We start from the raw sequence: 22896 nt of genomic DNA, 5'->3' as shown, positions 1-22896 counted from the left end.
GATATGAAGAGGCGAAAGCTGAACGCAGGAGGAGCCGCCGTTCTGGTGGCGACGCTGACGGCGTGCACACCAGCGGCACCGGCTCCATCGCACACCCCCCTTCCCACGACATCGGCCAGTGCATCGGACGCCCCCTCTGACCAGGAGCGGTTCGCTACGCAGGGAGACATGGTCCTGGCCCGTTACCCCAGCGCGGCCCCGGCCGGCGACTTCTCGGGGAGCCGGGACGAGACCGTCACCCTGCCCGCAGCGCAGCTGGCCGCGCCGGTCGAGGTCGTTCTCCTGCTCACCTGCACCGGCGATAGCGCCTACTCGGTGACCGTCGAACAGACCAACCCGAACACGGTGGGTGCCGTCTGCGGAACGGCGGGCACATCCATCGCTGCCGTGCCGCTCGATGACCCGTCGGCAGCGACGACCCTACGAATCGACGTCCCCGACGGAAGCGACTTCTGGCTCAGTGCCTATTACGCCCCGGAGAAGGGGTGAGCACCGACAAGCAGAGCGCGATGGTGCCCCTGGAGGGATTCGAACCCCCGACCCGCTCCTTAGGACGGAGTGGCTCTTCCACTGAGCTACAGAGGCTGGCCCGTCGAGTCTATCGGCAGCGACGCGACGGACAGGTGCCGCGATGACGCTGCGTCAGTCGAAGAGGCGTCGCCAGAGGTTCGTGTCGGCCAGATCCAGCAGTTCGTCGCCACGACCCGAGAGCACGGTGCGCAGCGCCCACAGCGAGAAGCCCTTGGCCTGCGCCGCGGTGATCGACGGCGGCATCGACAGCTCCTCGCGGGCCACCACGACGTTCACGAGCACCGGACCGGGATCGGCCAGCGCACGCCGCAGCGCGGGCTCGAGGTCGGCAGCGCTCTCGACGCGGATGCCGGTGATCCCGACCGCCTCGGCCACGGCTGCGAAGTCGGGATTGTGCAGATCGGTGCCGTAGTTGACGATCCCGGCCGCCTTCATCTCGACCTCGACGAAGCCCAGCGCGGAGTTGTCGAACACGACGATCTTCACGGGCAGATCGTTCTGACGGATCGAGAGAAGGTCCCCCATGAGCATCGCCAGACCGCCGTCGCCGGCGAGCGCGATCACCTGGCGGGAGCGGTCGACGGCCTGAACGCCGAGCGCCTGCGGCAGCGCGTTGGCCATCGAACCGTGCGTGAACGAGCCCAGCAGACGCCGCTGCTCGGTCATGTGCAGGTACCGCGCCGCCCAGATGACGGGCGTGCCCACATCCGCCGTGAAGACCGCATCCGGCGCCGCCAGCTCGTCCACGAGGCGGGCGACGTACTGGGGGTGGATCGGCTTCTTGCCGTCGTCGTTCGCGAGACCGTCGAGTTCGCGCCGCGTCTTGCGGTAGTGCTCGACCGACTCCTTCAGGTGGTGGTCCTTGCGGCCCTGATCGATCAGCGGCAGCAGCGCGGATGCGGTCGCGCCCGCCTCCCCCACGAGCCCCACGTCGATGGGCGTGCGGTGCCCCAACTGCTCGCCGCGGATGTCGATCTGCACGATCTTCGCCTTCTCGGGGAAGAACTGCCGGTACGGGAAGTCGGTGCCGATCATCAGCAGCGCGTCGCACTTCTCCATGGCGCGGTAGCCGGAGGAGAAGCCGAGCAGCCCCGTCATCCCGACGTCGTAGGGGTTGTCGTACTCGATGTGCTCCTTGCCGCGGAAGGCGTGCACGATCGGCGCCTGCAGGCGGCCGGCGAGCGCCAGCACCTCGTCGTGGGAGCCCGCCACCCCGGCCCCGGCGAGGATCGTCACCTTGCCCGCCGCGTTCAGCACGGCGGCCGCCTCCTCCAGTTCGGACGCGGACGGCACGACGACGGGTCGTGTGGCGCGGATCGGTGCGGACGGGCGCCGGTGGGGCGCGTCCGCGAAGAAGACATCACCCGGAACGACGACGACGGCCACGCCGCGCTTCTCGACCGCGGTGCGCATCGCCGTCTCGAGCACCCACGGCAGTTGGGCCGGGTCGGAGACGAGCTCGGCGTAGTGGCTGCACTCCCGGAAGAGCTCCTGCGGGTGGGTCTCCTGGAAGTAGCCGCTGCCGATCTCGGCGGACGGGATGTGGGAGGCGATCGCCAACAGCGGCACACGGGAGCGATGCGCGTCGAAGAGGCCGTTGATGAAGTGCAGGTTGCCCGGTCCGCAGCTGCCGGCGACGACGGCGAGCTCCCCGGTGATCTCGGCCTCGGCTCCCGCCGCGAACGCCGCCGATTCCTCGTGCCGCGCGTGCAGCCACTCGATGCCGCCATCTTTGCGGAGGGCATCCGTGAAGGCGTTCAAGGAGTCGCCGGGCAACCCCCAGACTCGGGTGATCCCGGCGTGACGAAGAGTGCGGACGAAGAGTTCTGCGACGTTTCCGGCCATGGCACCACGCTAGAACGGCCCGACGGATCCGGCTAAGACGATTGACGAACGGGCACCCGACGTGTGTCAGAGGGCGACGGCGGACACGACACCCTGCACGCTGCGCTCGAGGAAGCCCACGATGTCGTCGATGTCGACGTCGTCATCGACGGCCAGCTCGATCAGCACTTCCTCGGCGAACGCGACCCAAGAGCGTAGAGCGACGTCGAGCAGCGGGCTGGCGGGGACTCCCAGCTCTGCGAACACCTCGCGCAGTCGCTGGGCGTTGGCATCCCGAGCGCGGTCCACGACCACCCGCACCTCGGGGTCTCCGCTGGCGACGCCGCGCACGAGCGAGAAGAAGGTGCCGCGGTTCTCGCGCACGAACAGCGCGATGCGGCGCAGGGTGTCGCGCAGCCGCTCCACCGCGGCCAGCTCCTCGCGCGGATGGGTAGCCTCCAGCAGCGCGTCACCCGCGCGCGCCACCACCGCCTGGTGCAGACCCTGCCGCGAACCGAAGTAGTGGAAGATCAGCGCCCGCGAGACCTCCGCCCGCTCGGACAGCTCCTCGATCGTCAGGTCGTCGAGCGGCCTGTCCGCCAGGAAGGCGACGCCGAGGGCGACCAGCTGTGCGCGACGCTGCTCCGGACTCAGCCTCGTGCGTCGCTCACTCCCCATAGCCAGAGCCTAGGCGAGAGGACGGCCACGCCCGGGGTGAGAGTCCTCTCATACCCGCTCTCACACTATTGACAGTTCGTCAACGAGGTCTAGGCTCACTCACCGACGGCATCGTCGCCGTCCCCTCACCCCCGGAGGATCGATGAAGTTCCCCAACATGGTGCGCTCGCGCGCCGGTCGTGTCGCCCTGGCCACCATCCCCGTCGTGGCCGCATCCAGTCTGTTGTTCGGTGGCGTCGCCCAAGGCGCCGTCCCCGTCTCGTTCGCGGTATCCGGCAGCGAGTTCCAGATCAGCGCCTCTCAACTCGAGGGCACCGGGTTCTCGCAGTATGCCGGCGTCACCCAGGACACCGCCGGCACCCAGCACTCGGTCGCGATCGCCAACATCGCCTCGGCGACGCTGGCCGACCTGTGCCAGTCCGTCGTGTCGGACACCCCGCTCGGCAAGGTCGGGGTGCTCATCACGGCCGGCAGCGGCGGCAACCCGGCGAGCGCCACGAACCTGCAGATCGGCATGACGGGCCTGCGCGGCGACTCGTCCTTCGGCAACATCCGCATCGGCGTGGATGCGTCCACCGTCAACACCGCGGCCAAGGGATCGGCGGGCGACTTCGCGCAGGATGCCGACACGGTGAGCATCGCGAACCTCCAGCAGAACTCCTGGAGCACTCAGGCGTCGACCTTCACCCTGACGGGAATGAAGCTGGAGCTGACCGACGGAACGAAGACATGCTTCTGAACGCCACGCGTCGCTCCCTCGCTGAGCGCGAGGCGACCGAGGACGAGCCTGAGAAGAAGCCGTCGCGCTGGCGAGCCTGGCGTCGGCAGCGCCCGTTCGTCGGCGGTGTGCTGGTCATCGCCGCGGGCCTGGTGATGTTCCTGTCCAGCCAGCTCGACTTCGGCAAACTGCACATCCAGCTCGGCATCGAGGGTCTGCAGGCGACCATCGTGCCGCTGGCTCTCGTTCTCCTCGGCGCCCTGTCGATCTTCATGCCCGCACACCGCATCTTCTACGGCGTGATCGCTCTGGGCCTGGCCGTGTACTCGATCGTCGGGGTGAACCTCGGAGGGTTCATCGTCGGGATGCTGCTCGGCTGCGTGGGTGGCATCACGGTCGTCTCGTGGGCGCCGCGGTCCGGTGAGGCCGCATCCGCGCTCGCGCCGGGCGAGGAGCGGGAGGTGCGAACCCACGGCGAGAAGGAGACCGCATGATCCGCCGCCTGCTGCCCGTCGCCCTGGTCGGCGCGTTGCTCGCGACCACGGCCGCCGCCGCCGCTCCGAACGAGCGACCCACGGCTTGGTGCATTCCACTGTTCATGTCGTGTGACGACCCCACCCCGGCCCCGTCGCCCACGCCCTCGCCGAGCCCATCGTCCGTGCCAGGCCTGCCGGGGCTCCCTGACCTCGGCGGACAGAGCCCCACCCCGAGCGCGACACCGACGCCGCAGGCTCCCGCGGAGCCTGCGGTCCCTGTCGAAGCGGTACCGGACGAGAGCGCCCCCGTGTTCACGCAGCCACCGGCACAACTCGGCTCGGACGGCCTGTCGTTCAGCGGCCTCAAAGGCATCTCGCTCGTGACCGTGCCCCTGGCCGACGGCACCCGGACGCACGCTCTCAAGATCAGCGCGGACAGCATCACGATCACCGGCTTCGCGCTGACTGTGGGGCACGCGGAGGGCCCCGCCCTGGTGACCACGGCGGATACCATGACGCTCTCGGGCGATGTCTCGGTCTACCTGAACTCCCTCACCGCCACCGGCGCCGACGGCACGTCGTACACGCTCGGCGCCGAGACGCCCCCGCCGCGCGATGGGATCACTCCCACGCTGTTGCGGGTCACGCTCGGACTCGTCGGTGCGACCGCCGATTCGATCAGTTACTCGAACACCGACCAGCGCCTGACATCCTGAAAAATTCCCGGTGAACCTCGTGTGAGTTCGATCCGATCCGCGTGCAGGGGTTGATTCCGCTCGGGATTCTCGGAATCGTGGCCGGTCCGCAGACATCGATGGAAGGGAGCACCATGCTCACTCTGACGGAGAACGCTGCTTCGGCGGTCAAGACGATCTCGTCCCAGATCCCGGCGGAAGGTGGCGGGCTGCGCATTCGCGACACCGGCACCGAGACCGGATTCGAGCTCGCGCTCGCTACCGCCCCCGAACCGCAGGACGCGGTGGTGGAGACGTCGGGTGCTCGCGTCTTCGTGGACTCCGGTGCGACGGATGCCCTCGATGACAGGGTGCTCGATGCCGAGGTCGGCGATGACGGCTCGGTCCGTTTCGCCCTCGGCGTCCGGGGCTGAGACCCCCGCCCAAAGGCCCCCGGGTTCGCCCGGGGGCCTTTGCCGTGTCATTGGAAGTCGCGCGAACGGTGCGAGATCCCCACCCGGAGATCCTCGAACGCATCCGCCACGAGGTTGGTGACCCCCTCCACCGAACGCTCCAGCATCCCGCGCACGATGAGCGCCGGCGAGTCGCGCACGATGCGTCGGTATCGGTTCCATACCCCGGTCGAGCAGATCACATTCACCAGCCCGTGCTCGTCTTCGAGGTTGAGGAAGGTGATGCCGGATGCGGTCGCCGGCCGTTGGCGGTGGGTCACGAGGCCCGCGACCTCGATGCGCCGCCCCGACTCGTGGGCGCGCATCTCGCGCGAGGTCAGCACTCCTCGCGCATCCAGCGCGGAACGGTAATGGGTCAGCGGGTGATCGTCGGTGGAGATGCCCGTGGCCCACAGATCGGCCGCGAGCGTCTCATAGCTCGACGGGTCGGGGAACAGGGGCGGCTGCACCGCCATGACGGTGTCGGGGAGGAACTCCGCCCGGTCCTGCGCGGCGGTGCCGGCCGACCAGATGGCCTCGCGGCGGGTCAGCCCGAAGCAGTCGAAGGCGCCGGCGGTCGCCAGCGCCTCCAGCTGCGCCACAGAGAGGTCGCACCGGCGCACCAGATCGCGCATGTCGCGAAACGACCCCTCGGCGTCACGCTCGGCGACGATGCGCGCGGCGACCTTCTCACCGATACCGGTCACCGCCCCGAGCCCCAGCCGCACCGCGAACGCGCCGTCGCGACGGTGCGCAGCGGACTCATCGGGAGCCGCCGCGTCGAACGGCCCCACCGTCGGCTGCGGACCACGGCAGGCATCCATCCCCGTCGGCTCGGTGCTGTCTCCGAGGGGTTCGAGTCCGGCCTGGGCGCCTGAGAGCTGCACATCGGGTCGACGCACCTCGACGCCGTGGCGCCGGGCATCCGCGGTCAGCGTCGCGGGCGAGTAGAAGCCCATCGGTTGCGCCCGCAGCAGCCCCGCGAGAAACGCCGCCGGATAGTGCAGTTTGATCCATGAACTCGCGTAGACCAGCAGGCCGAACGAGAGCGAGTGCGACTCGGCGAACCCGAAGTTCGCGAACGCCTGGATCTTGCGGTAGATCGCATCCGCGTCCTCGCCGATGAGGCCGTGGCGCGCCATGCCGGCGTAGAGCTTCTCTTTGAGCGAGTCGATGCGCTCCTGACCGCGCTTGGACCCCATCGCGCGGCGCATGAGGTCGGCGTCCTCGCCGGAGAGATCGCCCACCACCATCGCCATCTGCATCAGCTGCTCCTGGAAGACGGGGATCCCCTTGGTGCGCTCGAGCACCGGGATGAGGTCGGGATGCGGGTAGGTCACCTCTTCGTGGCCGAGCTTGCGCCGCACGAACGGATGCACCGCCCCGCCCTGGATCGGACCGGGCCGAACGAGGGCGATCTCGATCACGAGGTCGTAGAACGCCCGGGGCTGCAGGCGCGGCAGCAGTCCCATCTGCGCACGTGACTCGACCTGGAACACGCCGATGGAATCGGCGCGGCACAGCATGTCGTAGACCGCCGCCTCCTCCTTCGGCAGGGAGCGCAGCTCCCACGTCTCCCCCGTCGCCGCACGGATCAGATCGAAGCAGTACTGGAGAGCGGAGAGCATTCCGAGCCCGAGCAGGTCGAACTTGACCAGGCCCATCCACGCGGCGTCGTCCTTGTCCCACTGGATGACGGTGCGCCCCGGCATCCGGGCGTGTTCGATCGGCACGACCTCGCCCACCGGTCGCTCGGTGAGCACCATGCCGCCGGAGTGGATGCCGAGGTGGCGCGGCGCCTTCAGCAGCTCGGTCGCATAGGCCACGACCTGATCCGGGATGTCATGGTCGGGCGCGCTCTCGAGCGATGCACCCCAGCGCTCGACCTGCTTCGACCAGGCGTCCTGCTGCCCTGGTGAGAATCCGAGAGCCCGCGCCATGTCGCGCACGGCGTTCTTGGGGCGGTACTGGATGACGTTGGCCACCTGCGCGGCGCGCTCCCGCCCGTACTCCTGGTAGACCCACTGGATGATCTCTTCGCGCCGATCGGAGTCGAAGTCGACGTCGATGTCGGGCTCCTCGTCGCGCAGACTCGACAGGAACCGCTCGAAGGGCAGGTTGTAGGCGATCGCGTCGACCGCCGTGATGTCGAGCAGATAGCAGACGGCGCTGTTCGCCGCCGAGCCGCGACCCTGGCAGAGGATGCCGCGCCGCCGGGCCTCCTGCACGATGCCGTAGACGATGAGGAAGTACCCGGGGAAGTCCTTCATCTCGATGACCTCGAGCTCGCGTTCGATGCGCCGACGCTGATCCTCGGTGAGGTTCGGGTAGTTGCGCGGCACCGCATCCCACACCAGTTGCCGCAGCCACGACATGGGCGTGTGCCCCTCGGGAACGGGGAGCTTGGGCAGCGCCGGCGAAGCCTTCCGCAGCGGGAACGCGAGCTCGTCGGCGAGCACGACACTGCGTGCGACCGCGCCGGGGTATCGGGCGAAGCGCGCGGCCATCTCGGCGCCCGAGCGCAGGAAAGCGCCGCCGTGGGCCGGCAGCCAGCCGTCGAGCTCGTCCATGCTGCGATTCGCCCGCACCGCGGCGATCGCCGCCGCCAGGAGCCGGCGCTCGGGCACCGCGTAGTGCACGTTGCCGGTCGCGACGACGGGAAGGCCGCGCTCTGCGGCGAGGGCGGCGAGGACGTCGTTGGTCCGGGTGTCGTGCGGGTCGCCGTGATCGATGAGTTCGACCTGCACCGCATCCCGTCCGAACAGGCCGACGAGCAGGTCGAGTTCACGCGCCGCCCCCGCGGGGCCCTCGAGCGCGAGCGCCTGGCGTACAGCACCCTTGCGGCATCCGGTGAACACGGCCCACTGCGGATCGCTCGGGCCGCCGGACTGCTCGGCGAGCTCGGTCACGTCGTACACCGGACGCCCTTTCTCCGCGCCCCGCAGCTGGGCGCGGGTGAGAGCGCCGGCGAGACGGTGGTACCCCTCCTGCCCGCGGGCGAGCACCAGCAGGTGGCGCCCGACCGGATCGGGGCGGCCCTTCTGCGGGGCGGGCAGATCGAGCGACAGCTCGGCACCGAAGACCGTCTGCAGCGCGCGGGGCTCCGCCGCCTCCGCGAAACGCACCGATCCGTAGAAGCCGTCATGGTCGGTGACGGCGAGGGCGTGCAGCCCCAGTCGCTCCGCCTGCTCGACGAGTTCCTCGGGCGAGGACGCCCCATCGAGGAACGAATACGACGAGTGCGCGTGCAACTCGGCGTAGGGCACGACCTGCTCGGGGCGCTCGATCGCCGGTGGCATATAGGGGCCGCGTTTGTGCGACCACGCCGGACTGTCGCCGCCGTCCGCCCCGGCAGGAACGGGCCTCGGGCGCCGCGCGTCACTGAGGGCGCGTTCGAGCTCCGACCACGGGACGGGCGGGTTGTGCCAGCCCATCAGTCGTACCTCGCCTCGACGCTCCAGCGGGTGTCTTCGTGCACGAGCAGCCAGGCGACCTGGGCGGCGTCGAGGATCTGGAACCGGTGCGCCACACGTCGGCGGGCCGCATCCCACTCGCGTTCGATGACCGTCCACGGCCCCGCCCACGAGAGCACCCCGCGCCGGACTCCCCCGACGGCGATGTCGGCGGGCGTTCCCGACAGCGCCCCGCGCTCGTCGACGACGATGCGGGTGCCCTCGGCATCACGCACCTCGGCCGGACGGGGCTCGGGGAACACCGTGGTCGGCAGCGGCGCCGGCAGCGACCCCGGCCAGGGCAGCGATGCGTCGCGCGGGGCGACGGCGCGGTCGCCCCAGGGCACCATCACCTGTCGCTCGTCGAGCCAGCGCCCGCCGGCGATGACCGGCGTCAGAACGCTCCGATGCCCGAGCATCGCCTGCACCCGCGACAGCGCATGGTGCACCTTCTCGCGTTCTCCCCGGCCGAACAGCCCCGGCACGTGGTGCGCCTGGTCGTCGACGGCTTCGGGCGAGATGCGCACGCGCGCCACGGGGCTGCGCAGCTCTTGCTGCTCGGCGAGCTGCCAGCGCACCCGGTCCACGACCGCCGCCGCGTCGAAGGTTCCCGGATGCAGCCAGACCCGTTCGCTGCGCTCTCCCCGCTCGGACTCGAGCTCTACGCGCAGCTCGGTGCACACCAGCCTTAGTGCGTCGAGGCGCGCGATGAACTCCTCCGCGGCCACCCGCATCCCGAAGGCCGCCTGCTCGGCGAGCTCGACCGGCGGCTCGAACACGACCTCGCGATCGAGCTCGGGCGGGACGTCGCGGGGGGTCACCGTGCGGGAGTCCGCTCCCGCGGAGAGCGCCTGAAGCCGCACGCCCTGCTCGCCGAGGCGATCACGGATGCCGTCGGTCGGCAGTTCGGCGAACGCGCCCAGCGTGTGGATGCCCAGTCGCGCCAGCAGCGAGGCGAGCGAGGTCTCGGCCCCGGCGTCGTGCAGCAGGGTGGCGGGCAGGGGGGCGAGGAACGGTCCCGAGAGTCCCGGCGGCACGCACCGCACCGGCGCCTCGGCGCTCGTTGCGGCCCGCGCTGCCTGCTCGGCGGTGAAGGGGCCGTCGGCGATGCCGATGCGGACATCGTTCACGCCCGCCTCCTGGAGCGCCGCGCGCAGCACGTTCGCGGCTTCCTCTTCGCCGCCGTAATAGCGGGCGGGCCCCCGCGCCTTCAGCGCGCAGAGCCCCGAGCGGATGATCTGCACGTGCGGCGCGAGCCGTTCGATCGCCGCCACGAGGGGCGCGAAGGCGCGGTGGTCTCGTGCCGCATCCATCGCCACGATCTGCAGGCGAGGACAGGCGCCCTGCGCGTCACGACGACGCTGGCCCCGGCGCACCCCCTCGGCACGGGCCGCTGCGGAGCAGGCGACCACGACGTTCTTCTCGACGACGGCGACCGCCGCCGCGTCCTCGCCGCTCTCGCGTCCGAAGGCGACCACCGGCCAGTCCGGGATCCAGACGACGAGAGTGCGCACGGGCATCTAGCCCACCGCCCTCATGGGCACGGGAGCGGCGGGGGCGGCTGCGGTGAGGGCGCCGTCGCGATCGGGAAGCATGAGACGCGCCCGCCGGGGCACGGGAGAGCGGCGCGACTGCACGGCGATCGTCACCGTGCGCGAGGACAGGTAGCCGTAGCCGTCGCCGAGTCCGTCCCATTGGGAATCGACGATCTGCAGCGCGGCCTCCGCCTGCGGCCAGACCCCCTGCACCAGAAGGCTCGCTCCGCGATCGCGCAGTCGCGCCATGAAGCGGGAGGCCTCGGCATCCGAGACCGCGCCGGCCGGACGCACGGCGACCACCGGCATGACCTCGGCCAGGGTCGCGGCCACGGCCAGCCAGCGAGGGCCGGGTTCGGGGACGAGGACGAGGCGCTCGAGCGCGACTCCCAGTCCCGCCGCGGCTTCGGCGCCCAACTCCGGCATCCCCACGGCCGCACACCATGCCCCCTCGCGCGAGGGGCGGGCGAGCAGTGAGAGCAGCAACGACGTCGAGGGGGCGACCGTATAGGCGGAGCCGGCACGCAGCCCTCCGCCCGGAAGGAGCTCGGCCAGCGCCGGATGCACCGGCCGCACGGCCGCATCCATCCGCCGGCCCTGAACGCGCTCGAGCTGCGCGCGGAGGCGATGGACCTCACCCACGGCGTCTTCTCGCACGATCACCTTCACTCCGACAGGCTAGAACGGATGTTCTAGTTCTTCAATGTCAGATTCGAAGATACGAACGAGTTCGGACATCCTCTTCGCGAGCAGACCCGCGACGTCTGCACGAGGGGGTGGGGCAGGCGGCACCCTACGTGCCGCCTGCGACATCAGGTCAGCGATCGATCGTGCACACGTCGCCCGGATCCGACGATCTCGGCCGTCGTCCGGATGCGGGCGAACCCGCCTTCCTGCAGGACCAGGGCAGTGGTCGCCATGATCTCCGCCGCCGTGCGCGTCACGCGCCCCATTCCGCTGATCTCGGCATCGAGATCGAACGTGCGGGTCGCATCCCACACCACCGTGGTGTCGTACCCGAGATTGCCCGCCATGCGCGCCGTCGTCTCGACGCACATGTTGGTCTGGATGCCGCAGATCAGCAGTTCCCCTATCTCCCGCTCCTGCAACCAGGCGTGCAGGTCGGGGTCGCCGTAGAACGCGGAGTTCACGCTCTTGGTGATCAGCAGCGCAGCCGGGGCGCGATCAACGACATCGACGAGGGCGTTGCCCGCGGCGGACGGATGCAAAACAGACGTCTCGCTGCGGGAGTCGTGACGGACCACGACGACCGGGATGCCCTCGAGCTCGGCGTACCGCAACAACGCGGCGACGTTCTGCTCGCACTGCGGATTCGCCGTCGCCCCCCAGAACTCCAGGTCGTCGAACCCCTTCTGCATGTCGATCACCACGAGCGCGCGCGTCATGCCTTCATCCCACCACGCGACGCCGGCTCCGGCGCCTCACCCGACTGCCGACCGGGGACCGATTCCTGCCGCGTCACGCGGCGACGATGCGGCAGCACGCCCCACACCACACCGCCGAGCACCAGAGCGAGCCCGACCACCTGCGGGGGACCGAACGCCTCACCCGCGAGCACCACCCCCAGCACGACGCCCGTGACGGGATTCAGCAGCCCGACGAGACCGACCGCGGCGGCGGGCAGCCGCTGCAGACCGGCGAACCAGGCCGCGTAGGCCACCGCCGTGCCGATGAGCATGACGTAGGCGAACCCGACAAAGCCCTCGGGCGTGAGCTGCGGGGGCGGACCTTCGACGACCAGCGCGACGGGCACGAGAACGACGGAGCCCGCCAGGAGCTGCCACGACGTCATCGCGAGGGCGGGCACCCTCTGCCCCCAGCGCGAGGTGAGCACGAACCCGAAGGAGGAGGCGACCATCGCCCCCAGCGAGGCGGCGATGCCCCAGGGATCGATCGAGCCCGCGCCGACGCCGAGCATGAGCACGACGCCTGCGATCCCGACGGCCGCCCCCAGCGCAGCGGCGACACGCGGCCGCTGCCCCAGCAGCGCCCAGGCGAAGAGCATGATGCACGCCGCGGAGGTGGACATGAGGGTCGCCGCCAGGCTCGACGGAAGCCGCTGGCCGACGATGTAGATCAGCACGCTGAAGCCGCCGACATTCAGCACTCCCAGCAGCAGCGACCGCCACCACCACGAGCCGCGCGGGAGGCGGCGGGCGAACAGCAGCACGAGCAGCCCGGCGGGCAGGCATCGGATGACAGCACCCCACAGCGGCACATCGGGCGGCAGCAGGTGCCGGGTCACGACATAGGTGCTTCCCCACGCGATCGGCGCGACCGCGGTGATGAGGACCCATCGTCGCCATTTATCTTCCATGGAAGGAAATACTACCTTCCATGGAAGATATCGTGGTCGCATGACCGGAACCGAGGATCGCGTCAGCCGTATCCAAGACGATTGGCGCCGCGAGCGTCCCGATCTCGATCCCTCCCCCCAGGGCGTCATCGGCCGCATCCACCGCGTGGGCATGGCCCTCACCCGCGAGCTCACCGCGGTCTACGCCCGCTTCGGGCTCACCGAGGCGGAGTTCGACCTGCTCGCCTCACTCCGGCGGGCGGGCACACCCTACAGCAGGCCGGCCGGCGAGCTGGCCGAGCACACGATGGTCACCTCGGGCGGGCTCACCAAACGCGTCGACCGCCTCGTCGAGCGCGGCCTCGTCACGCGCTCCGGATCCGACGCCGACGGCAGGCGCCGCCTGGTGGCGCTGACCGCTGCCGGACGCGCGCTGATCGACGACGCCTTCACCGCCCACATCGCCAACGAGCATCGACTGGTCGCGATGCTCGATGCCCCGGATGCGGAGCAGCTCGCCCGCATCCTGCAGCACTGGAGCGAGCGGCTCGAGCGGTAAGGGGCTCAGGCGGCGAGCGCCAGGTACGGCTCCCACCGCGGATCGGCCCGCTCGGTTCCACGCACGCTCCACCCCGAACCGTGGGGCACATCCGGCACGAGCCGCAGCGTCCACGACATCTCCTGCGGCGTGCGATCCCCCTTGACGTTGTTGCAGCGCAGGCAGCATGCCACCAGGTTCTGCCAGGTGTCGCGTCCGCCGCGCGAACGCGGCAGCACGTGGTCGATGGTGGATGCGGCCTTCCCGCAGTAGGCGCAACGGTGCCCATCGCGGCGCAGCACGCCCCGGCGGGTGACCGGCACGTTGCGCACACTCGGTATGCGCACGTAGCGGGTGAGGATGATGACCGCGGGCCGGTCATAGATCTGCGTCGTGCCCCAGATGGGCACATCCTCGACGCGTTCGACGATGGTCGCCTTCTCGTTCATGACGAGCACGAGCGCTCGCTTGAAGGAGACGACGGCCAACGGCTCGTAGCCGGCGTTCAGCACCAGTGTGCGCATTCCCTGTCCTCTCGAATGGCCCGGACGGCTTCGCGGATATTCGATTCGATGGACGCATCAGGGGTGCGGAGGCATGAAAAAAGGCGCTGTCTCATGGACAGCGCCTTGAACACACGGGAAACCCGTGAGTGTCGGTCACGTGATGCCGAAGGACGAGCAGACCGAGCGCATCCATGGTTCGGATGCGTGGTGAACTGCCCATCGGCGCCCTCCGCTTCTCTCAGCGTCGTGCCCTCAGGGTAGCCCACCGCGACGCGCCCGGGACGCGCGCTTGATGAACTCTCGGAATCGTGTCGGCGTCAGCCCGCGTTGGCCTGCAGCCAGGCGTAGGGGTCGACCAGTCCGCCGCCGATGCGCACCTCGAAGTGGAGGTGGTTGGCGGTGGAGGAGCCGGTGCTTCCCATCAGGCCGATGATCTGGCCGGCCTCGACGTAGTCGCCCGGGTTCACCAGAGTCTGAGTCATGTGGCCGTACAGAGTGGTGACGCTCTGACCGTTGATCACGCTGTCGAGCACGACCGCGTAGCCGTAGCCGTAGTACCAGCCGGCGACGCGCACGGTTCCCGCTGCAGCGGCGAACTCGGGGGTGCCCGCGGCGCCCAGCAGGTCGACGCCCTGGTGGTAGCCGTCGGCGCCGAATCCGCGGCCGACGCGGATCTGCGACATGTCCAGAGGCCAGCGCACGGCGCCGCTACCGGGGGCGACCATGTTCAGGTCGACGTTGGCAGCGGAGAACGAGGCGGCGGAACCGGCGGCGGCGATGCGCGCGGCGGCGGCTTCGGCGGCTTTCTTCTTCTCGATCTCTTCGGGCGTGGTCGCCGCGTAGCTGCCGCGGTCGAGATCTGCCGAGGTCACCGTGGAAGCGACGACGAGCGACTGCGGGTTCTCTGCCGCCACCTGTTCGATCGTGGCCGCATCGACGCTGCCGTTGAACGCGGCGTAGGCGGGAAGACCGACGGCCACGACGAGGCCGCCGACCATGCTGAGGGTCACGATGCTGCGCAGGGGCTTGCGGAAGCCGCTGCCGGTGCGGGCCGGGCGCGCGGCGCGGGCGACAGCGGTCTTGGTGCGGGTCACCTGACCCTGGGCGGTGCGGGCCAGTTCGCGCATGCTGCGGCGACTGGTCACGGGATTCGCGGCGGCCTCGGGCGCGCCTGCCGACGAATCGTCGTTCTGTTCAGCCAAATCATCCTCCGGCGCCTCCGCGCTCACAGCGCTGGCTCGTCGGCACTCGATGTCGGGGCACGATATGCGGGTTGCACCACACGGACGACGAGCCGGAGAGGCAATCCGTGCGGGATCCATCGGTGGGCTTCTCACCTGCGGACTGTCCGAGGCTACCCGAAGGTAACGAATAAGTCACGCCGGCGTGGGCCGGTTCAATACCCCCACGGGCTGTGGAGAACAGCTCTCAGCGAGCGTCGGCGACGAGGAAGATGTGACCGGCGACCTCGACAGGAAGCTCCAGCCCCTCCTGCGAACCGTCCATCTGCACGAGGACATAGCCCTCGTTGTACTGGAACGATCCGGCGGCGCCGGGGACGACGCCTGCGGCCCGCAGCTGCTGTAGGAGCTCGGGGTCGACCTGGGCGGGCTCGGCGAGGCGACGCACGGTGCCGGTGATCGGTCCGCCCTCGGCGTCGAGCTTGCGGACGAGGCCGACGACACCCTCTTCGAACGTGGAGGTGGGCAGATCGCCCAGCTGGTCCAGACCCGGGATGGGGTTGCCGTAGGGCGACTCGGTGGGGTGTCCGAGCAACTCGACGAGCCGACGCTCGACCTGCTCGCTCATGACGTGCTCCCAGCGGCAGGCCTCTTCGTGGACATAAGCCCAGTCGAGTCCGATCACGTCGCTGAGCAGACGCTCCGCGAGGCGGTGCTTGCGCATGACGTCGACGGCCTTCTGTCGGCCGGCGCCCGTGAGCTCCAGCGAGCGGTCGTCGGACACGATGACGAGGCCGTCGCGCTCCATCCGACCGACGGTCTGCGAGACGGTCGGGCCGGAGTGACCGAGTCGTTCACTGATGCGTGCACGCAGCGGAACGATGTTCTCCTCCTCGAGCTCGAGGATGGTGCGCAGATACATCTCTGTCGTGTCGATCAGGTCGGTCATGAACGTGTCCTCGAAGTCATAGGGGCCCGAGGAGAGCCTATCCAACGTGACGATGGTCACGGCGGTCGACGGCGAGCACGCCCCTAGAATCGAGCCATGTCCCACGTCGTGCTCCCTCGCGAGATCCTGCCCGCCGACGGCCGCTTCGGATGCGGCCCCTCGAAGATCCGTCCGGAGCAGGTCGCTGCTCTGGCCGAGCGCGGCTCGTCGCTTCTGGGCACCTCGCACCGCCAGGCTCCCGTCAAGAACCTCGTCGCGAGTGTGCGGGAGGGCCTTGCGGCACTGCTGCGCCTGCCCGACGGGTACGAGATCGTCGTCGGCAACGGCGGATCGACCGCCTTCTGGGATGCGGCCGCCTTCGGCCTCATCGAGAACCGCGCGCAGAACCTGGTGTTCGGCGAGTTCGGCGGCAAGTTCGCCGCTGCCGCGGCCGCCCCGTGGCTGCAGGCGCCCGACGTCCGCAAGGCCGACCCCGGCACGAGCGCCTCCCCCGAGGCCGTGGAGGGCGTCGATGTATATGCCTGGCCGCACAACGAGACCTCGACGGGTGTCGCCACCCGCATCGCCCGCGTGGCCGGGGATGCCGGTGCGCTGACCGTGATCGATGCGACGAGCGCGGCGGGCGGCATCGACTTCGATGTCGCCGAGACCGATGTCTACTACTTCGCCCCGCAGAAGAACCTCGGCTCCGACGGCGGCCTGTTCTTCGCGGCGGTCTCGCCCGCGGCGATCGAGCGGATCGAGCGCATCGCCGCATCCGGTCGCTACATCCCGGAGTTCCTGAGCCTGAAGAACGCGCTCGACAACTCCCGGCTGCAGCAGACGCTCAACACCCCGGCACTGTCGACGCTGGTGCTGCTCGACGAGCAGGTGCGCTGGATCACCGCCAGCGGCGGCCTGAGCTGGGCGGCGGCGCGCACCGCCGAGTCCTCCCAGGTGCTCTACGACTGGGCCGAGGCGTCGAGCGTCGCGACGCCGTTCGTCGCCGACGTCGCAGACCGCTCCCCCGTGGTCGTGACGATCGACTTCGACGAGAGCGTGGATGCGGCGGCGGTCGCCGCGAGCCTGCGCGCGAACGGCATCGTCGACACGGAGCCGTACCGCAAGCTCGGCCGCAACCAGCTGCGGGTGGCGACGTTCACCTCGATCGATCCCGACGACGTGCGCCAGCTGACGCGCAGCATCGACTACACGCTCGAGCACCTCTGACCCGGACGGGGCCTGCGCGCCCCACCGGGTGAGTACACGTTCGCCGGGTGAGCATTCATGTGATGCTCACCCGGCGAACGGATGCTCAGCGGGCGTCGCCCGCGGCGGACTCAGTCCTCGTCGGACTCGTCGCCCTCGTCGTCGGACTCGTCGCCGTCGTCGTCGGACTCGTCATCCTCCGACTCGTCGTAGTCGTCGTCGAGTTCGTCGATGTCGACGCCGTCGACGTCGCCCGCGTGGAGGATCGACTCGCCGTCGTCCTCCGACTCGTCGTCCTCGTCGTCGTCGTCATCGTCGAGGTCGTCCGCATCCTCATCGGAGTCGACGTCCTCGGCGCCATCCTCATCACCCTCGGCCTCTGCGGCCGCTTCCGCCGCCGCGGCCTGCTGGGCGTGGTATTCCGCCAGTCGCGTGGCCCACGGCACCCACTCGGGTGCGAGAAGGGCGCCGTCGCCGGGGATCAACTCGACCTCGAGGACGGTGGGCTCGGCACCCTCGACACGCGCCACCGAGACCGTCCAGTACCAGCCCGGATATCCCGCCAGGCGGTTCTCGAAGCGGAGTGAGACGACACCGTCGGGCTCGAGCGTGTATCCGGCCGCCGGCCCCACGGTCTGCGGCTTGGTGATCTCGTGAAGTGCGGAAAGCGCCAGCTCGTGAGCGGCCAGAAGCTCGGCATCGGGCTCACGGAGCTCGACATCGAGCTCGGTCGCGTCGACGACGGCGGCTTCCTCCGCCGCCACCTCCGTCACCACGGTCTCATCGGACTGCGCGACGAGCTCCGCGTCGACGGCCTCATCCCAGACCGGCTCCGCGCCGGACTCAGGCGTCGAGGTCATCGGCTACCTTGCGCAGCACGGCGGCGATCTTCTTGGAGTGCGACGACGAGGGGTAGCGCCCGCGGCGCAGGTCGCCGCCGATCCCGTCGAGCAGCTTCACGAGGTCTTCGAGGATGATCGCCATGTCGTCGGCGGGCTTGCGCGCGCGCTTCGCGAGGCTGACAGGGGCATCGAGCACCCGCACCGACAGCGCCTGCAGTCCGCGCTTGCCGTCGGCCACACCGAACTCCAGCCGCGTGCCGGGCTTGACCGAGGTCGTGCCCTGCGGGAGAGCGGTGGCGTGAAGAAAGACGTCCTGACCGTCATCAGAGGAGATGAAGCCGAACCCCTTCTCCTCGTCGTAGAACCTGACCTTGCCGGTGGGCATGGACACCTCGCTGCTGCTCTGCACCCGGACATCGTTCGCGGGCGCGACGGAACGCGGATCGGAAGATCCCCTGGTTCCAGCCTACGACACCCCCGCCGAAGCGATAGGCTGATGCGGATGAGCAAGCCCACGCCCGACAGCGACCTCCCGGTCAGCCGCCTCGACCGCATCCTCGCGTTCATGGCGCTGGGACTGCTCGCGCTGTCGGTGCTGTCGTTCCTGTCGATCATGATCAGCACGGCGATGGGCCTCACCCACGAGGACTACGGCACGGGCATCTGGCCCGCCGTGAGCGCCGTCGTCTACATCGCGCCCCCGCTGGCCTTCGTTCTCATGCTCACCGTCATCATCCGCGCCTTCATCAGAAGGGCTCGGGCGAACCGAGCCGGGTGACGGTGGCCGGCCCTTCGGACGAACGCGCGCTGGCGTCGCTGCTTGCCGCGTCCGGCGACGAGGAGTTGGCCCAGCTCTTCGCCGCCCGCAGGCTCGCGCCGTCGACGCCCGCGCAGGACTTCTTCGACATCGCGGCGACTCTTCTCAGCGACGTCAGCGTCGATCGCGCCCTGACCCGACTTGCCGCGCCCGAACTCGCCGCCCTGGCCTCGGCGCAGACGGAACCGGTTGCACCGCCCCTGCGGGCGGCGCTCGCTTCCCGAGCCCTGCTCGATGCCGACGGCGTGCCGTTCCAGGCGGTGCGGTCGCGACTGGCCGAACGCGCCGGGTCCGAGGCGTTCGCCTCGCCCGAGGTGAGCCCGCTCGCCCCCGCAGCTCCCCAGAGCGTCGCGGCGGCGGCGGAACGCGCTTTCGAGCAGGTCGCCTCACTGGCCGACATCCTGCTCGCGGCTGCGTCCGCTCCCCTGTCGCGCACGGGCGCCGGCGCGGTGAGCGCGACCGAACGCCGCCGGCTCGTCGAGGACGGCGCCGTCACCTCGACCGGGCAGCTCGAGGATCTGATCCTCCTGGGCGCCGACGCCGGGTTGCTCAGCGACGAGGATCGCAGCTGGCAGGCGACGGATGCGGCACCAGAGTGGCTGGACGCGAGCACGAGCGAACGGTGGAGCCAGGTCGCGACCGCCTACGTGCGCGCTCTGCCGGAGGCCCTTCGCACGTCCGAGGGCGGCTTCCTCCCGCCCGCGGTCTGGCCGGGCGTGTACCGTCTCGATCCCGAGTGGCCGGAGCAGGCTGCGGCCCTGATGCGCCGGGGGGTGCTGTGGGGCGTCCTCGCCGACGACGGCCTGCTGCCCTGGGCGGCGCAACTGTCGCGTACGGGCGATGTCGACACCCGCACGCTGACGGCGGCGCTACCTCCGGAAGTCGACAAGATCTACCTGCAGGCCGACCTCTCGGCGATCTCTCCCGGACCGCTCGCACCGCGGCTCGAGCAGCGGCTGCGCCGGATGGCGGCGCGCGAGACCAGGGCACAGGCCTCGACCTACCGCTTCACCGCGGAGTCGTTGACGGCCGCGATGAGCGGCGGCGAGAGCGCCGAGTCCGTGCACGCCTTCCTGAGCGGTATCTCCCTCACCGGCATCCCCCAGCCGCTGGCGTATCTCATCGATGCGACCGCCGCGCGCCATGGCGCGATCCGTGTCGGCACGGATGCAGCCACGGGTCGCACGGTGGTGCGCAGCGCATCCCCGCAGCTGCTCGCCACCATCGCCGTCGACCAATCGCTGCGTCCCGTCGGCCTCGTCGAGCACGAGGGCGTCCTCGTCTCACGCGCTGGGCGGGATGCGGTCTACTGGTCCCTCGTGGATGCGCGCTACCCCGTGGTCGCCGTCGACGAGAACGATCAGCTCGAGCGGGTCGCGCGCCGAGCGACACGACAGGCCGCGACCGAGCCTGCCCCCAGCGAACAGTACGGGGCACTCATCGCGGCGCTGCGCGGAGCACAGTCCGGGGACGCGGATGCCGCTTGGCTCGAGCGCGAACTCGAACAGGCTGTGCGCGCCCGCGCGGCGATCGACGTCACCGTGAGCCTGCCCGACGGTTCCACGAGGGTCTTCGCGCTCGAGGCGACGGGCCTCGGCGGCGGACGCCTTCGCGGACTCGACCGCGCCGCCGACGTCGAGCGCACCCTGCCGATGACGAGCATCGTCTCGGTGAGTCCGCGCTGACGGCGAGCCGACCCGCATCCGCCGCGACGCCGGTAAACTCGACGGTTATGTCCGACGGCCCCCTGATCGTCCAGAGCGATCGCACGGTTCTGCTCGAAGTCGCCCACCCCGAGTCCGAGAACGCACGGCACGAGCTGGCCGTCTTCGCCGAACTCGAGCGCGCTCCGGAGCACATCCACACCTACCGCATCACGCGTCTCGGACTGTGGAACGCCCGCGCCGCCGGACATGACGCACAGGACATGCTCGACACCCTCGACCGCTGGTCGCGCTTCCCCGTGCCGCCATCGGTCGCCACCGACATCCGCGAGACCGTCGGTCGCTACGGCCGCCTCGTGATCGAGCGAGGCCCGTACGGCGACGATGAGGATGCCCTCTTGCTGCGCTCCACGGATGCGGCCGTGCTCGCCGAGGTCTCACGCAACAAGCGCATCCAGCCCCTGCTCATCGCGCACCCCTCCCCCGGCGTGCACGTGATCGACGCCTGGGCGCGTGGTCAGATCAAACAGGAGTTGCTGAAGATCGGCTGGCCCGCCGAGGACCTGGCCGGCTACACCCCCGGCACCCCGCATCCGATCGACCTCGAAGAGACCGACTGGTCGCTGCGGCCCTACCAGCGTCAGGCCGTGGACATCTTCACGGAGGGCGGCTCCGGCGTCGTCGTGCTCCCCTGTGGCGCGGGCAAGACCCTCGTGGGGGCGGCCGCCATGGCCGACACCAAGACGACGACGCTCATCCTCGTGACCAACGCCGTGAGCGCGCGCCAGTGGCGCGACGAGCTGCTCAAGCGCACCACCCTCACCCCCGAGGAGATCGGCGAGTACTCGGGGCAGGTCAAAGAGGTCAAGCCCGTCACGATCGCGACGTATCAGATCCTCACCGCGAAGCGGAAGGGCGAGTACGCGCACCTCGCGCTGCTCGACGCCCTGGACTGGGGCCTCGTGGTCTACGACGAGGTGCATCTGCTTCCGGCACCCGTGTTCAAGCTGACCGCCGATCTGCAGGCTCGACGCCGCCTCGGCCTCACGGCGACGCTCGTGCGCGAGGACGGACGCGAGGGCGACGTCTTCAGCCTCATCGGCCCCAAGCGCTTCGATGCGCCCTGGAAGGAGATCGAAGCCCAGGGGTTCATCTCCCCGGCCGCCTGCTTCGAGGTGCGCGTCGACCTGCCCGCCGACGAGCGGCTCGAATACGCCGCAGCCGTCGACGAGGACCGCTATCGTCTGGCCGCCACGGCCCCGGCGAAGATCGACGTCGTGCGGGCCCTCGCCGCACGCCACAGCGACGAGCAGATCCTCGTGATCGGTCAGTACCTCGATCAGATCGACATCATCGCAGAGGCGCTCGGCGCCCCCAAGATCACCGGCGCGACGCCGGTCGACGAGCGCGAACAGCTCTACCAGGCCTTCCGCGAGGGTACAGTGCCGCTGCTCGTGGTCTCGAAGGTCGCCAACTTCTCGGTCGACCTGCCGGATGCATCCGTCGCGATCCAGGTCTCCGGATCGTTCGGGTCCCGCCAGGAGGAGGCGCAGCGCCTCGGGCGCCTGCTGCGGCCGAAGAGCAACGGCCACACGGCCAGCTTCTACACGCTCATCGCCCGCGACACCGTCGACCAGGACTTCGCGCAGAACCGTCAGCGCTTCCTCGCGGAGCAGGGCTACAGCTACACGATCCTGGATGCGGACGACCTGCTGGCCGCAACGCGCTGACCCGCCGGAACGCCCGCATCCAGCCATCCCACCGAATCGGTCACCATAATGGGCCTATGACCGCACCGCGCATCCTCGTCGTCGACGACGAACCGAACATCCGCGACCTGCTCATCACGAGTCTCAAGTTCGCCGGTTTCCAGGTTCGCGCCGTCTCCAACGGGGCACAGACGATCTCGGCCGTCCTCGAGGAGGAGCCGGATCTCATCGTGCTCGATGTCATGCTGCCCGACATGAACGGCTTCAGCGTGACCAAGCGCCTCCGCGAGGCCGGATACACCGCTCCCATCCTGTTCCTCACCGCGAAGGACGACACGGAGGACAAGATCACCGGCCTGAACGCAGGGGGCGACGACTACGTCACCAAGCCGTTCTCGCTCGACGAGATCGTCGCCCGCATCCAGGCGATCCTGCGCCGCACGATGCAGGCGGACGAGGAGTCCGTGATCCGTGCCGGCGAGATCACCATGGACCAGGACACCCACGACGTATACGTGGGCGACGCGCAGATCGAGCTGAGCCCGACCGAGTTCAAGCTGCTGCGCTACCTCATGCTCAACCCGAACCGGGTTCTGTCCAAGGCGCAGATCCTCGATCACGTCTGGGAGTACGACTTCAACGGCGACGCGGGCATCGTCGAGAGCTACATCTCGTACCTGCGTCGCAAGATCGACCCGCACTCCTCCGAGCCCCTCATCCAGACCAAGCGCGGCTTCGGCTACATGCTGAAGACCAAGTCCTGACACCGGAGCGCGCCCTGGGCACCGAGAGCGACAGCGTCACACGCTGGTGGCGCGGGATCAGCCTGCGCGCCAAGGTGACCG

Annotated in this window: 23 protein-coding genes and 1 tRNA gene; 11 read left to right on the top strand and 13 right to left on the bottom strand. The window is 69.8% G+C overall.

Annotation, left to right across the window (positions count from 1 at the left end; all coding sequences use genetic code 11):
- The first annotated feature begins 168 nt into the window (after positions 1 to 168).
- The gene (locus tag SK224_RS16280) at positions 169 to 489 is read left to right on the top strand and encodes a hypothetical protein (protein ID WP_320435690.1); all 321 of its coding nucleotides are present in this window, start codon (positions 169 to 171) and stop codon (positions 487 to 489) included.
- 21 nt (positions 490 to 510) lie between these two features.
- Here SK224_RS16280 and SK224_RS16275 read toward each other — a convergent pair.
- The 3 genes from SK224_RS16275 to SK224_RS16265 all read right to left on the bottom strand — a co-directional run bounded on the left by SK224_RS16275 (position 511) and on the right by SK224_RS16265 (position 3033).
- Positions 511 to 585 (bottom strand) — tRNA-Arg (locus tag SK224_RS16275).
- A gap of 57 nt (positions 586 to 642) precedes the next feature.
- Entirely contained in the window at positions 643 to 2376 is a 1734-nt protein-coding gene (gene poxB / locus SK224_RS16270) for a ubiquinone-dependent pyruvate dehydrogenase (RefSeq protein WP_320435689.1), read from the bottom strand.
- Positions 2377 to 2442: 66 nt separating this feature from the next.
- A complete protein-coding gene (locus SK224_RS16265) occupies positions 2443 to 3033 on the bottom strand; it encodes a TetR/AcrR family transcriptional regulator (RefSeq protein WP_320435688.1) in 591 nt (196 codons plus the stop codon).
- 142 nt (positions 3034 to 3175) lie between these two features.
- On the opposite strand from SK224_RS16265, the gene SK224_RS16260 reads away from it, so the two are divergent.
- The 4 genes from SK224_RS16260 to SK224_RS16245 all read left to right on the top strand — a co-directional run bounded on the left by SK224_RS16260 (position 3176) and on the right by SK224_RS16245 (position 5335).
- Positions 3176 to 3772, top strand: coding sequence for a DUF6230 family protein (locus tag SK224_RS16260; RefSeq protein WP_320435687.1), 597 nt, complete (start codon positions 3176 to 3178; stop codon positions 3770 to 3772).
- On the top strand, positions 3763 to 4245 hold the full coding sequence (locus tag SK224_RS16255; RefSeq protein WP_320435686.1) for a DUF6114 domain-containing protein: 483 nt from the start codon (positions 3763 to 3765) through the stop codon (positions 4243 to 4245). The genes SK224_RS16260 and SK224_RS16255 overlap by 10 nt, the downstream gene beginning before the upstream one ends.
- On the top strand, positions 4242 to 4943 hold the full coding sequence (locus tag SK224_RS16250) for a hypothetical protein (protein WP_320435685.1): 702 nt from the start codon (positions 4242 to 4244) through the stop codon (positions 4941 to 4943). Before SK224_RS16255 ends, SK224_RS16250 begins: the two co-directional genes overlap by 4 nt.
- Before the next feature lie 113 nt (positions 4944 to 5056).
- Complete coding sequence (locus SK224_RS16245) at positions 5057 to 5335, top strand: Fe-S cluster assembly protein HesB (protein ID WP_320435684.1); 279 nt, start codon at positions 5057 to 5059, stop codon at positions 5333 to 5335.
- Between the two features lie 47 nt (positions 5336 to 5382).
- Here the strand turns inward: SK224_RS16245 and SK224_RS16240 are convergent, their stop codons facing one another.
- The 5 genes from SK224_RS16240 to SK224_RS16220 all read right to left on the bottom strand — a co-directional run bounded on the left by SK224_RS16240 (position 5383) and on the right by SK224_RS16220 (position 12678).
- The gene (locus SK224_RS16240) at positions 5383 to 8787 is read right to left on the bottom strand and encodes an error-prone DNA polymerase (protein ID WP_320435683.1); all 3405 of its coding nucleotides are present in this window, start codon (positions 8785 to 8787) and stop codon (positions 5383 to 5385) included.
- Positions 8787 to 10325 (bottom strand): DNA polymerase Y family protein, encoded by a 1539-nt coding sequence (locus SK224_RS16235; protein ID WP_320435682.1) that lies wholly within the window; start codon positions 10323 to 10325, stop codon positions 8787 to 8789. Before SK224_RS16235 ends, SK224_RS16240 begins: the two co-directional genes overlap by 1 nt.
- Complete coding sequence (locus SK224_RS16230; protein WP_320435681.1) at positions 10326 to 11009, bottom strand: hypothetical protein; 684 nt, start codon at positions 11007 to 11009, stop codon at positions 10326 to 10328.
- A gap of 143 nt (positions 11010 to 11152) precedes the next feature.
- Positions 11153 to 11746, bottom strand: a complete 594-nt coding sequence (locus SK224_RS16225; RefSeq protein ID WP_320435680.1) for a cysteine hydrolase family protein — start codon at positions 11744 to 11746, stop codon at positions 11153 to 11155.
- Complete coding sequence (locus SK224_RS16220; RefSeq protein ID WP_320435679.1) at positions 11743 to 12678, bottom strand: DMT family transporter; 936 nt, start codon at positions 12676 to 12678, stop codon at positions 11743 to 11745. Before SK224_RS16220 ends, SK224_RS16225 begins: the two co-directional genes overlap by 4 nt.
- A 40-nt stretch (positions 12679 to 12718) precedes the next feature.
- Here SK224_RS16220 and SK224_RS16215 point away from each other — a divergent pair, with 40 nt between their 5' ends.
- Positions 12719 to 13216 carry a MarR family winged helix-turn-helix transcriptional regulator gene (locus SK224_RS16215; RefSeq protein WP_320435678.1) on the top strand — a complete coding sequence of 166 codons (498 nt, stop codon included), beginning with the start codon at positions 12719 to 12721 and terminating at the stop codon, positions 13214 to 13216.
- Between the two features lie 5 nt (positions 13217 to 13221).
- On the opposite strand, the gene SK224_RS16210 is transcribed toward SK224_RS16215, so the two are convergent.
- From SK224_RS16210 to SK224_RS16200, 3 genes are all read right to left on the bottom strand, one after another.
- On the bottom strand, positions 13222 to 13719 hold the full coding sequence (locus SK224_RS16210; RefSeq protein ID WP_320435677.1) for an HNH endonuclease: 498 nt from the start codon (positions 13717 to 13719) through the stop codon (positions 13222 to 13224).
- Between the two features lie 299 nt (positions 13720 to 14018).
- The gene (locus SK224_RS16205; RefSeq protein ID WP_320435676.1) at positions 14019 to 14903 is read right to left on the bottom strand and encodes a M23 family metallopeptidase; all 885 of its coding nucleotides are present in this window, start codon (positions 14901 to 14903) and stop codon (positions 14019 to 14021) included.
- A 226-nt stretch (positions 14904 to 15129) separates the two neighbouring features.
- Positions 15130 to 15831 (bottom strand): metal-dependent transcriptional regulator, encoded by a 702-nt coding sequence (locus SK224_RS16200; RefSeq protein ID WP_320435675.1) that lies wholly within the window; start codon positions 15829 to 15831, stop codon positions 15130 to 15132.
- A gap of 96 nt (positions 15832 to 15927) precedes the next feature.
- Here SK224_RS16200 and serC point away from each other — a divergent pair, with 96 nt between their 5' ends.
- Positions 15928 to 17040, top strand: a complete 1113-nt coding sequence (gene serC, locus SK224_RS16195) for a phosphoserine transaminase (protein WP_320435674.1) — start codon at positions 15928 to 15930, stop codon at positions 17038 to 17040.
- A 110-nt stretch (positions 17041 to 17150) separates the two neighbouring features.
- On the opposite strand, the gene SK224_RS16190 is transcribed toward serC, so the two are convergent.
- Positions 17151 to 17879 (bottom strand): DUF3027 domain-containing protein, encoded by a 729-nt coding sequence (locus tag SK224_RS16190; RefSeq protein WP_320435673.1) that lies wholly within the window; start codon positions 17877 to 17879, stop codon positions 17151 to 17153.
- Positions 17863 to 18246, bottom strand: a complete 384-nt coding sequence (locus SK224_RS16185; protein WP_137419171.1) for a cold-shock protein — start codon at positions 18244 to 18246, stop codon at positions 17863 to 17865. Before SK224_RS16185 ends, SK224_RS16190 begins: the two co-directional genes overlap by 17 nt.
- Positions 18247 to 18363: 117 nt before the next feature.
- On the opposite strand from SK224_RS16185, the gene SK224_RS16180 reads away from it, so the two are divergent.
- From SK224_RS16180 to SK224_RS16165, 4 genes are read left to right on the top strand one after another with little or no spacing between them, the layout of a single operon-like run.
- Entirely contained in the window at positions 18364 to 18639 is a 276-nt protein-coding gene (locus SK224_RS16180; protein ID WP_137417650.1) for a multidrug ABC transporter ATPase, read from the top strand.
- Between the two features lie 2 nt (positions 18640 to 18641).
- Positions 18642 to 20363: a helicase-associated domain-containing protein gene (locus SK224_RS16175; RefSeq protein WP_320435672.1), complete on the top strand. Its 1722-nt coding sequence runs from the start codon at positions 18642 to 18644 to the stop codon at positions 20361 to 20363.
- A gap of 47 nt (positions 20364 to 20410) precedes the next feature.
- Positions 20411 to 22072: a DNA repair helicase XPB gene (locus SK224_RS16170; protein ID WP_243233495.1), complete on the top strand. Its 1662-nt coding sequence runs from the start codon at positions 20411 to 20413 to the stop codon at positions 22070 to 22072.
- Positions 22073 to 22128: 56 nt separating this feature from the next.
- Positions 22129 to 22815 (top strand): response regulator transcription factor, encoded by a 687-nt coding sequence (locus SK224_RS16165; protein WP_137417653.1) that lies wholly within the window; start codon positions 22129 to 22131, stop codon positions 22813 to 22815.
- The last annotated feature ends 81 nt before the right edge of the window (positions 22816 to 22896 follow it).

The sequence above is a fragment of the Microbacterium sp. BG28 genome, assembly GCF_034044005.1.
Lineage (GTDB): Bacteria > Actinomycetota > Actinomycetes > Actinomycetales > Microbacteriaceae > Microbacterium.
Note: the sequence above shows the minus strand (reverse complement) of the source record. Positions and strands in the feature narration are given on the sequence as shown.

Excerpts from the sequence above, each read along its gene's own strand:
- SK224_RS16220 (WP_320435679.1), bottom strand. The coding sequence starts at position 12,678 with ATGGAAGATAAATGGCGACGATGGGTCCTCATCACCGCGGTCGCGCCG.
- SK224_RS16280 (WP_320435690.1), top strand. The coding sequence starts at position 169 with ATGGTCCTGGCCCGTTACCCCAGCGCGGCCCCGGCCGGCGACTTCTCG.
- SK224_RS16215 (WP_320435678.1), top strand. The coding sequence starts at position 12,719 with ATGACCGGAACCGAGGATCGCGTCAGCCGTATCCAAGACGATTGGCGC.
- SK224_RS16210 (WP_320435677.1), bottom strand. The coding sequence starts at position 13,719 with ATGCGCACACTGGTGCTGAACGCCGGCTACGAGCCGTTGGCCGTCGTC.
- SK224_RS16190 (WP_320435673.1), bottom strand. The coding sequence starts at position 17,879 with ATGACCTCGACGCCTGAGTCCGGCGCGGAGCCGGTCTGGGATGAGGCC.
- SK224_RS16170 (WP_243233495.1), top strand. The coding sequence starts at position 20,411 with ATGTCCGACGGCCCCCTGATCGTCCAGAGCGATCGCACGGTTCTGCTC.
- SK224_RS16265 (WP_320435688.1), bottom strand. The coding sequence starts at position 3,033 with ATGGGGAGTGAGCGACGCACGAGGCTGAGTCCGGAGCAGCGTCGCGCA.
- SK224_RS16250 (WP_320435685.1), top strand. The coding sequence starts at position 4,242 with ATGATCCGCCGCCTGCTGCCCGTCGCCCTGGTCGGCGCGTTGCTCGCG.
- SK224_RS16200 (WP_320435675.1), bottom strand. The coding sequence starts at position 15,831 with ATGACCGACCTGATCGACACGACAGAGATGTATCTGCGCACCATCCTC.
- SK224_RS16180 (WP_137417650.1), top strand. The coding sequence starts at position 18,364 with ATGAGCAAGCCCACGCCCGACAGCGACCTCCCGGTCAGCCGCCTCGAC.
- serC (WP_320435674.1), top strand. The coding sequence starts at position 15,928 with ATGTCCCACGTCGTGCTCCCTCGCGAGATCCTGCCCGCCGACGGCCGC.
- SK224_RS16225 (WP_320435680.1), bottom strand. The coding sequence starts at position 11,746 with ATGACGCGCGCGCTCGTGGTGATCGACATGCAGAAGGGGTTCGACGAC.
- SK224_RS16185 (WP_137419171.1), bottom strand. The coding sequence starts at position 18,246 with ATGCCCACCGGCAAGGTCAGGTTCTACGACGAGGAGAAGGGGTTCGGC.
- SK224_RS16260 (WP_320435687.1), top strand. The coding sequence starts at position 3,176 with ATGAAGTTCCCCAACATGGTGCGCTCGCGCGCCGGTCGTGTCGCCCTG.
- poxB (WP_320435689.1), bottom strand. The coding sequence starts at position 2,376 with ATGGCCGGAAACGTCGCAGAACTCTTCGTCCGCACTCTTCGTCACGCC.
- SK224_RS16235 (WP_320435682.1), bottom strand. The coding sequence starts at position 10,325 with ATGCCCGTGCGCACTCTCGTCGTCTGGATCCCGGACTGGCCGGTGGTC.
- SK224_RS16255 (WP_320435686.1), top strand. The coding sequence starts at position 3,763 with ATGCTTCTGAACGCCACGCGTCGCTCCCTCGCTGAGCGCGAGGCGACC.
- SK224_RS16165 (WP_137417653.1), top strand. The coding sequence starts at position 22,129 with ATGACCGCACCGCGCATCCTCGTCGTCGACGACGAACCGAACATCCGC.
- SK224_RS16245 (WP_320435684.1), top strand. The coding sequence starts at position 5,057 with ATGCTCACTCTGACGGAGAACGCTGCTTCGGCGGTCAAGACGATCTCG.
- SK224_RS16240 (WP_320435683.1), bottom strand. The coding sequence starts at position 8,787 with ATGGGCTGGCACAACCCGCCCGTCCCGTGGTCGGAGCTCGAACGCGCC.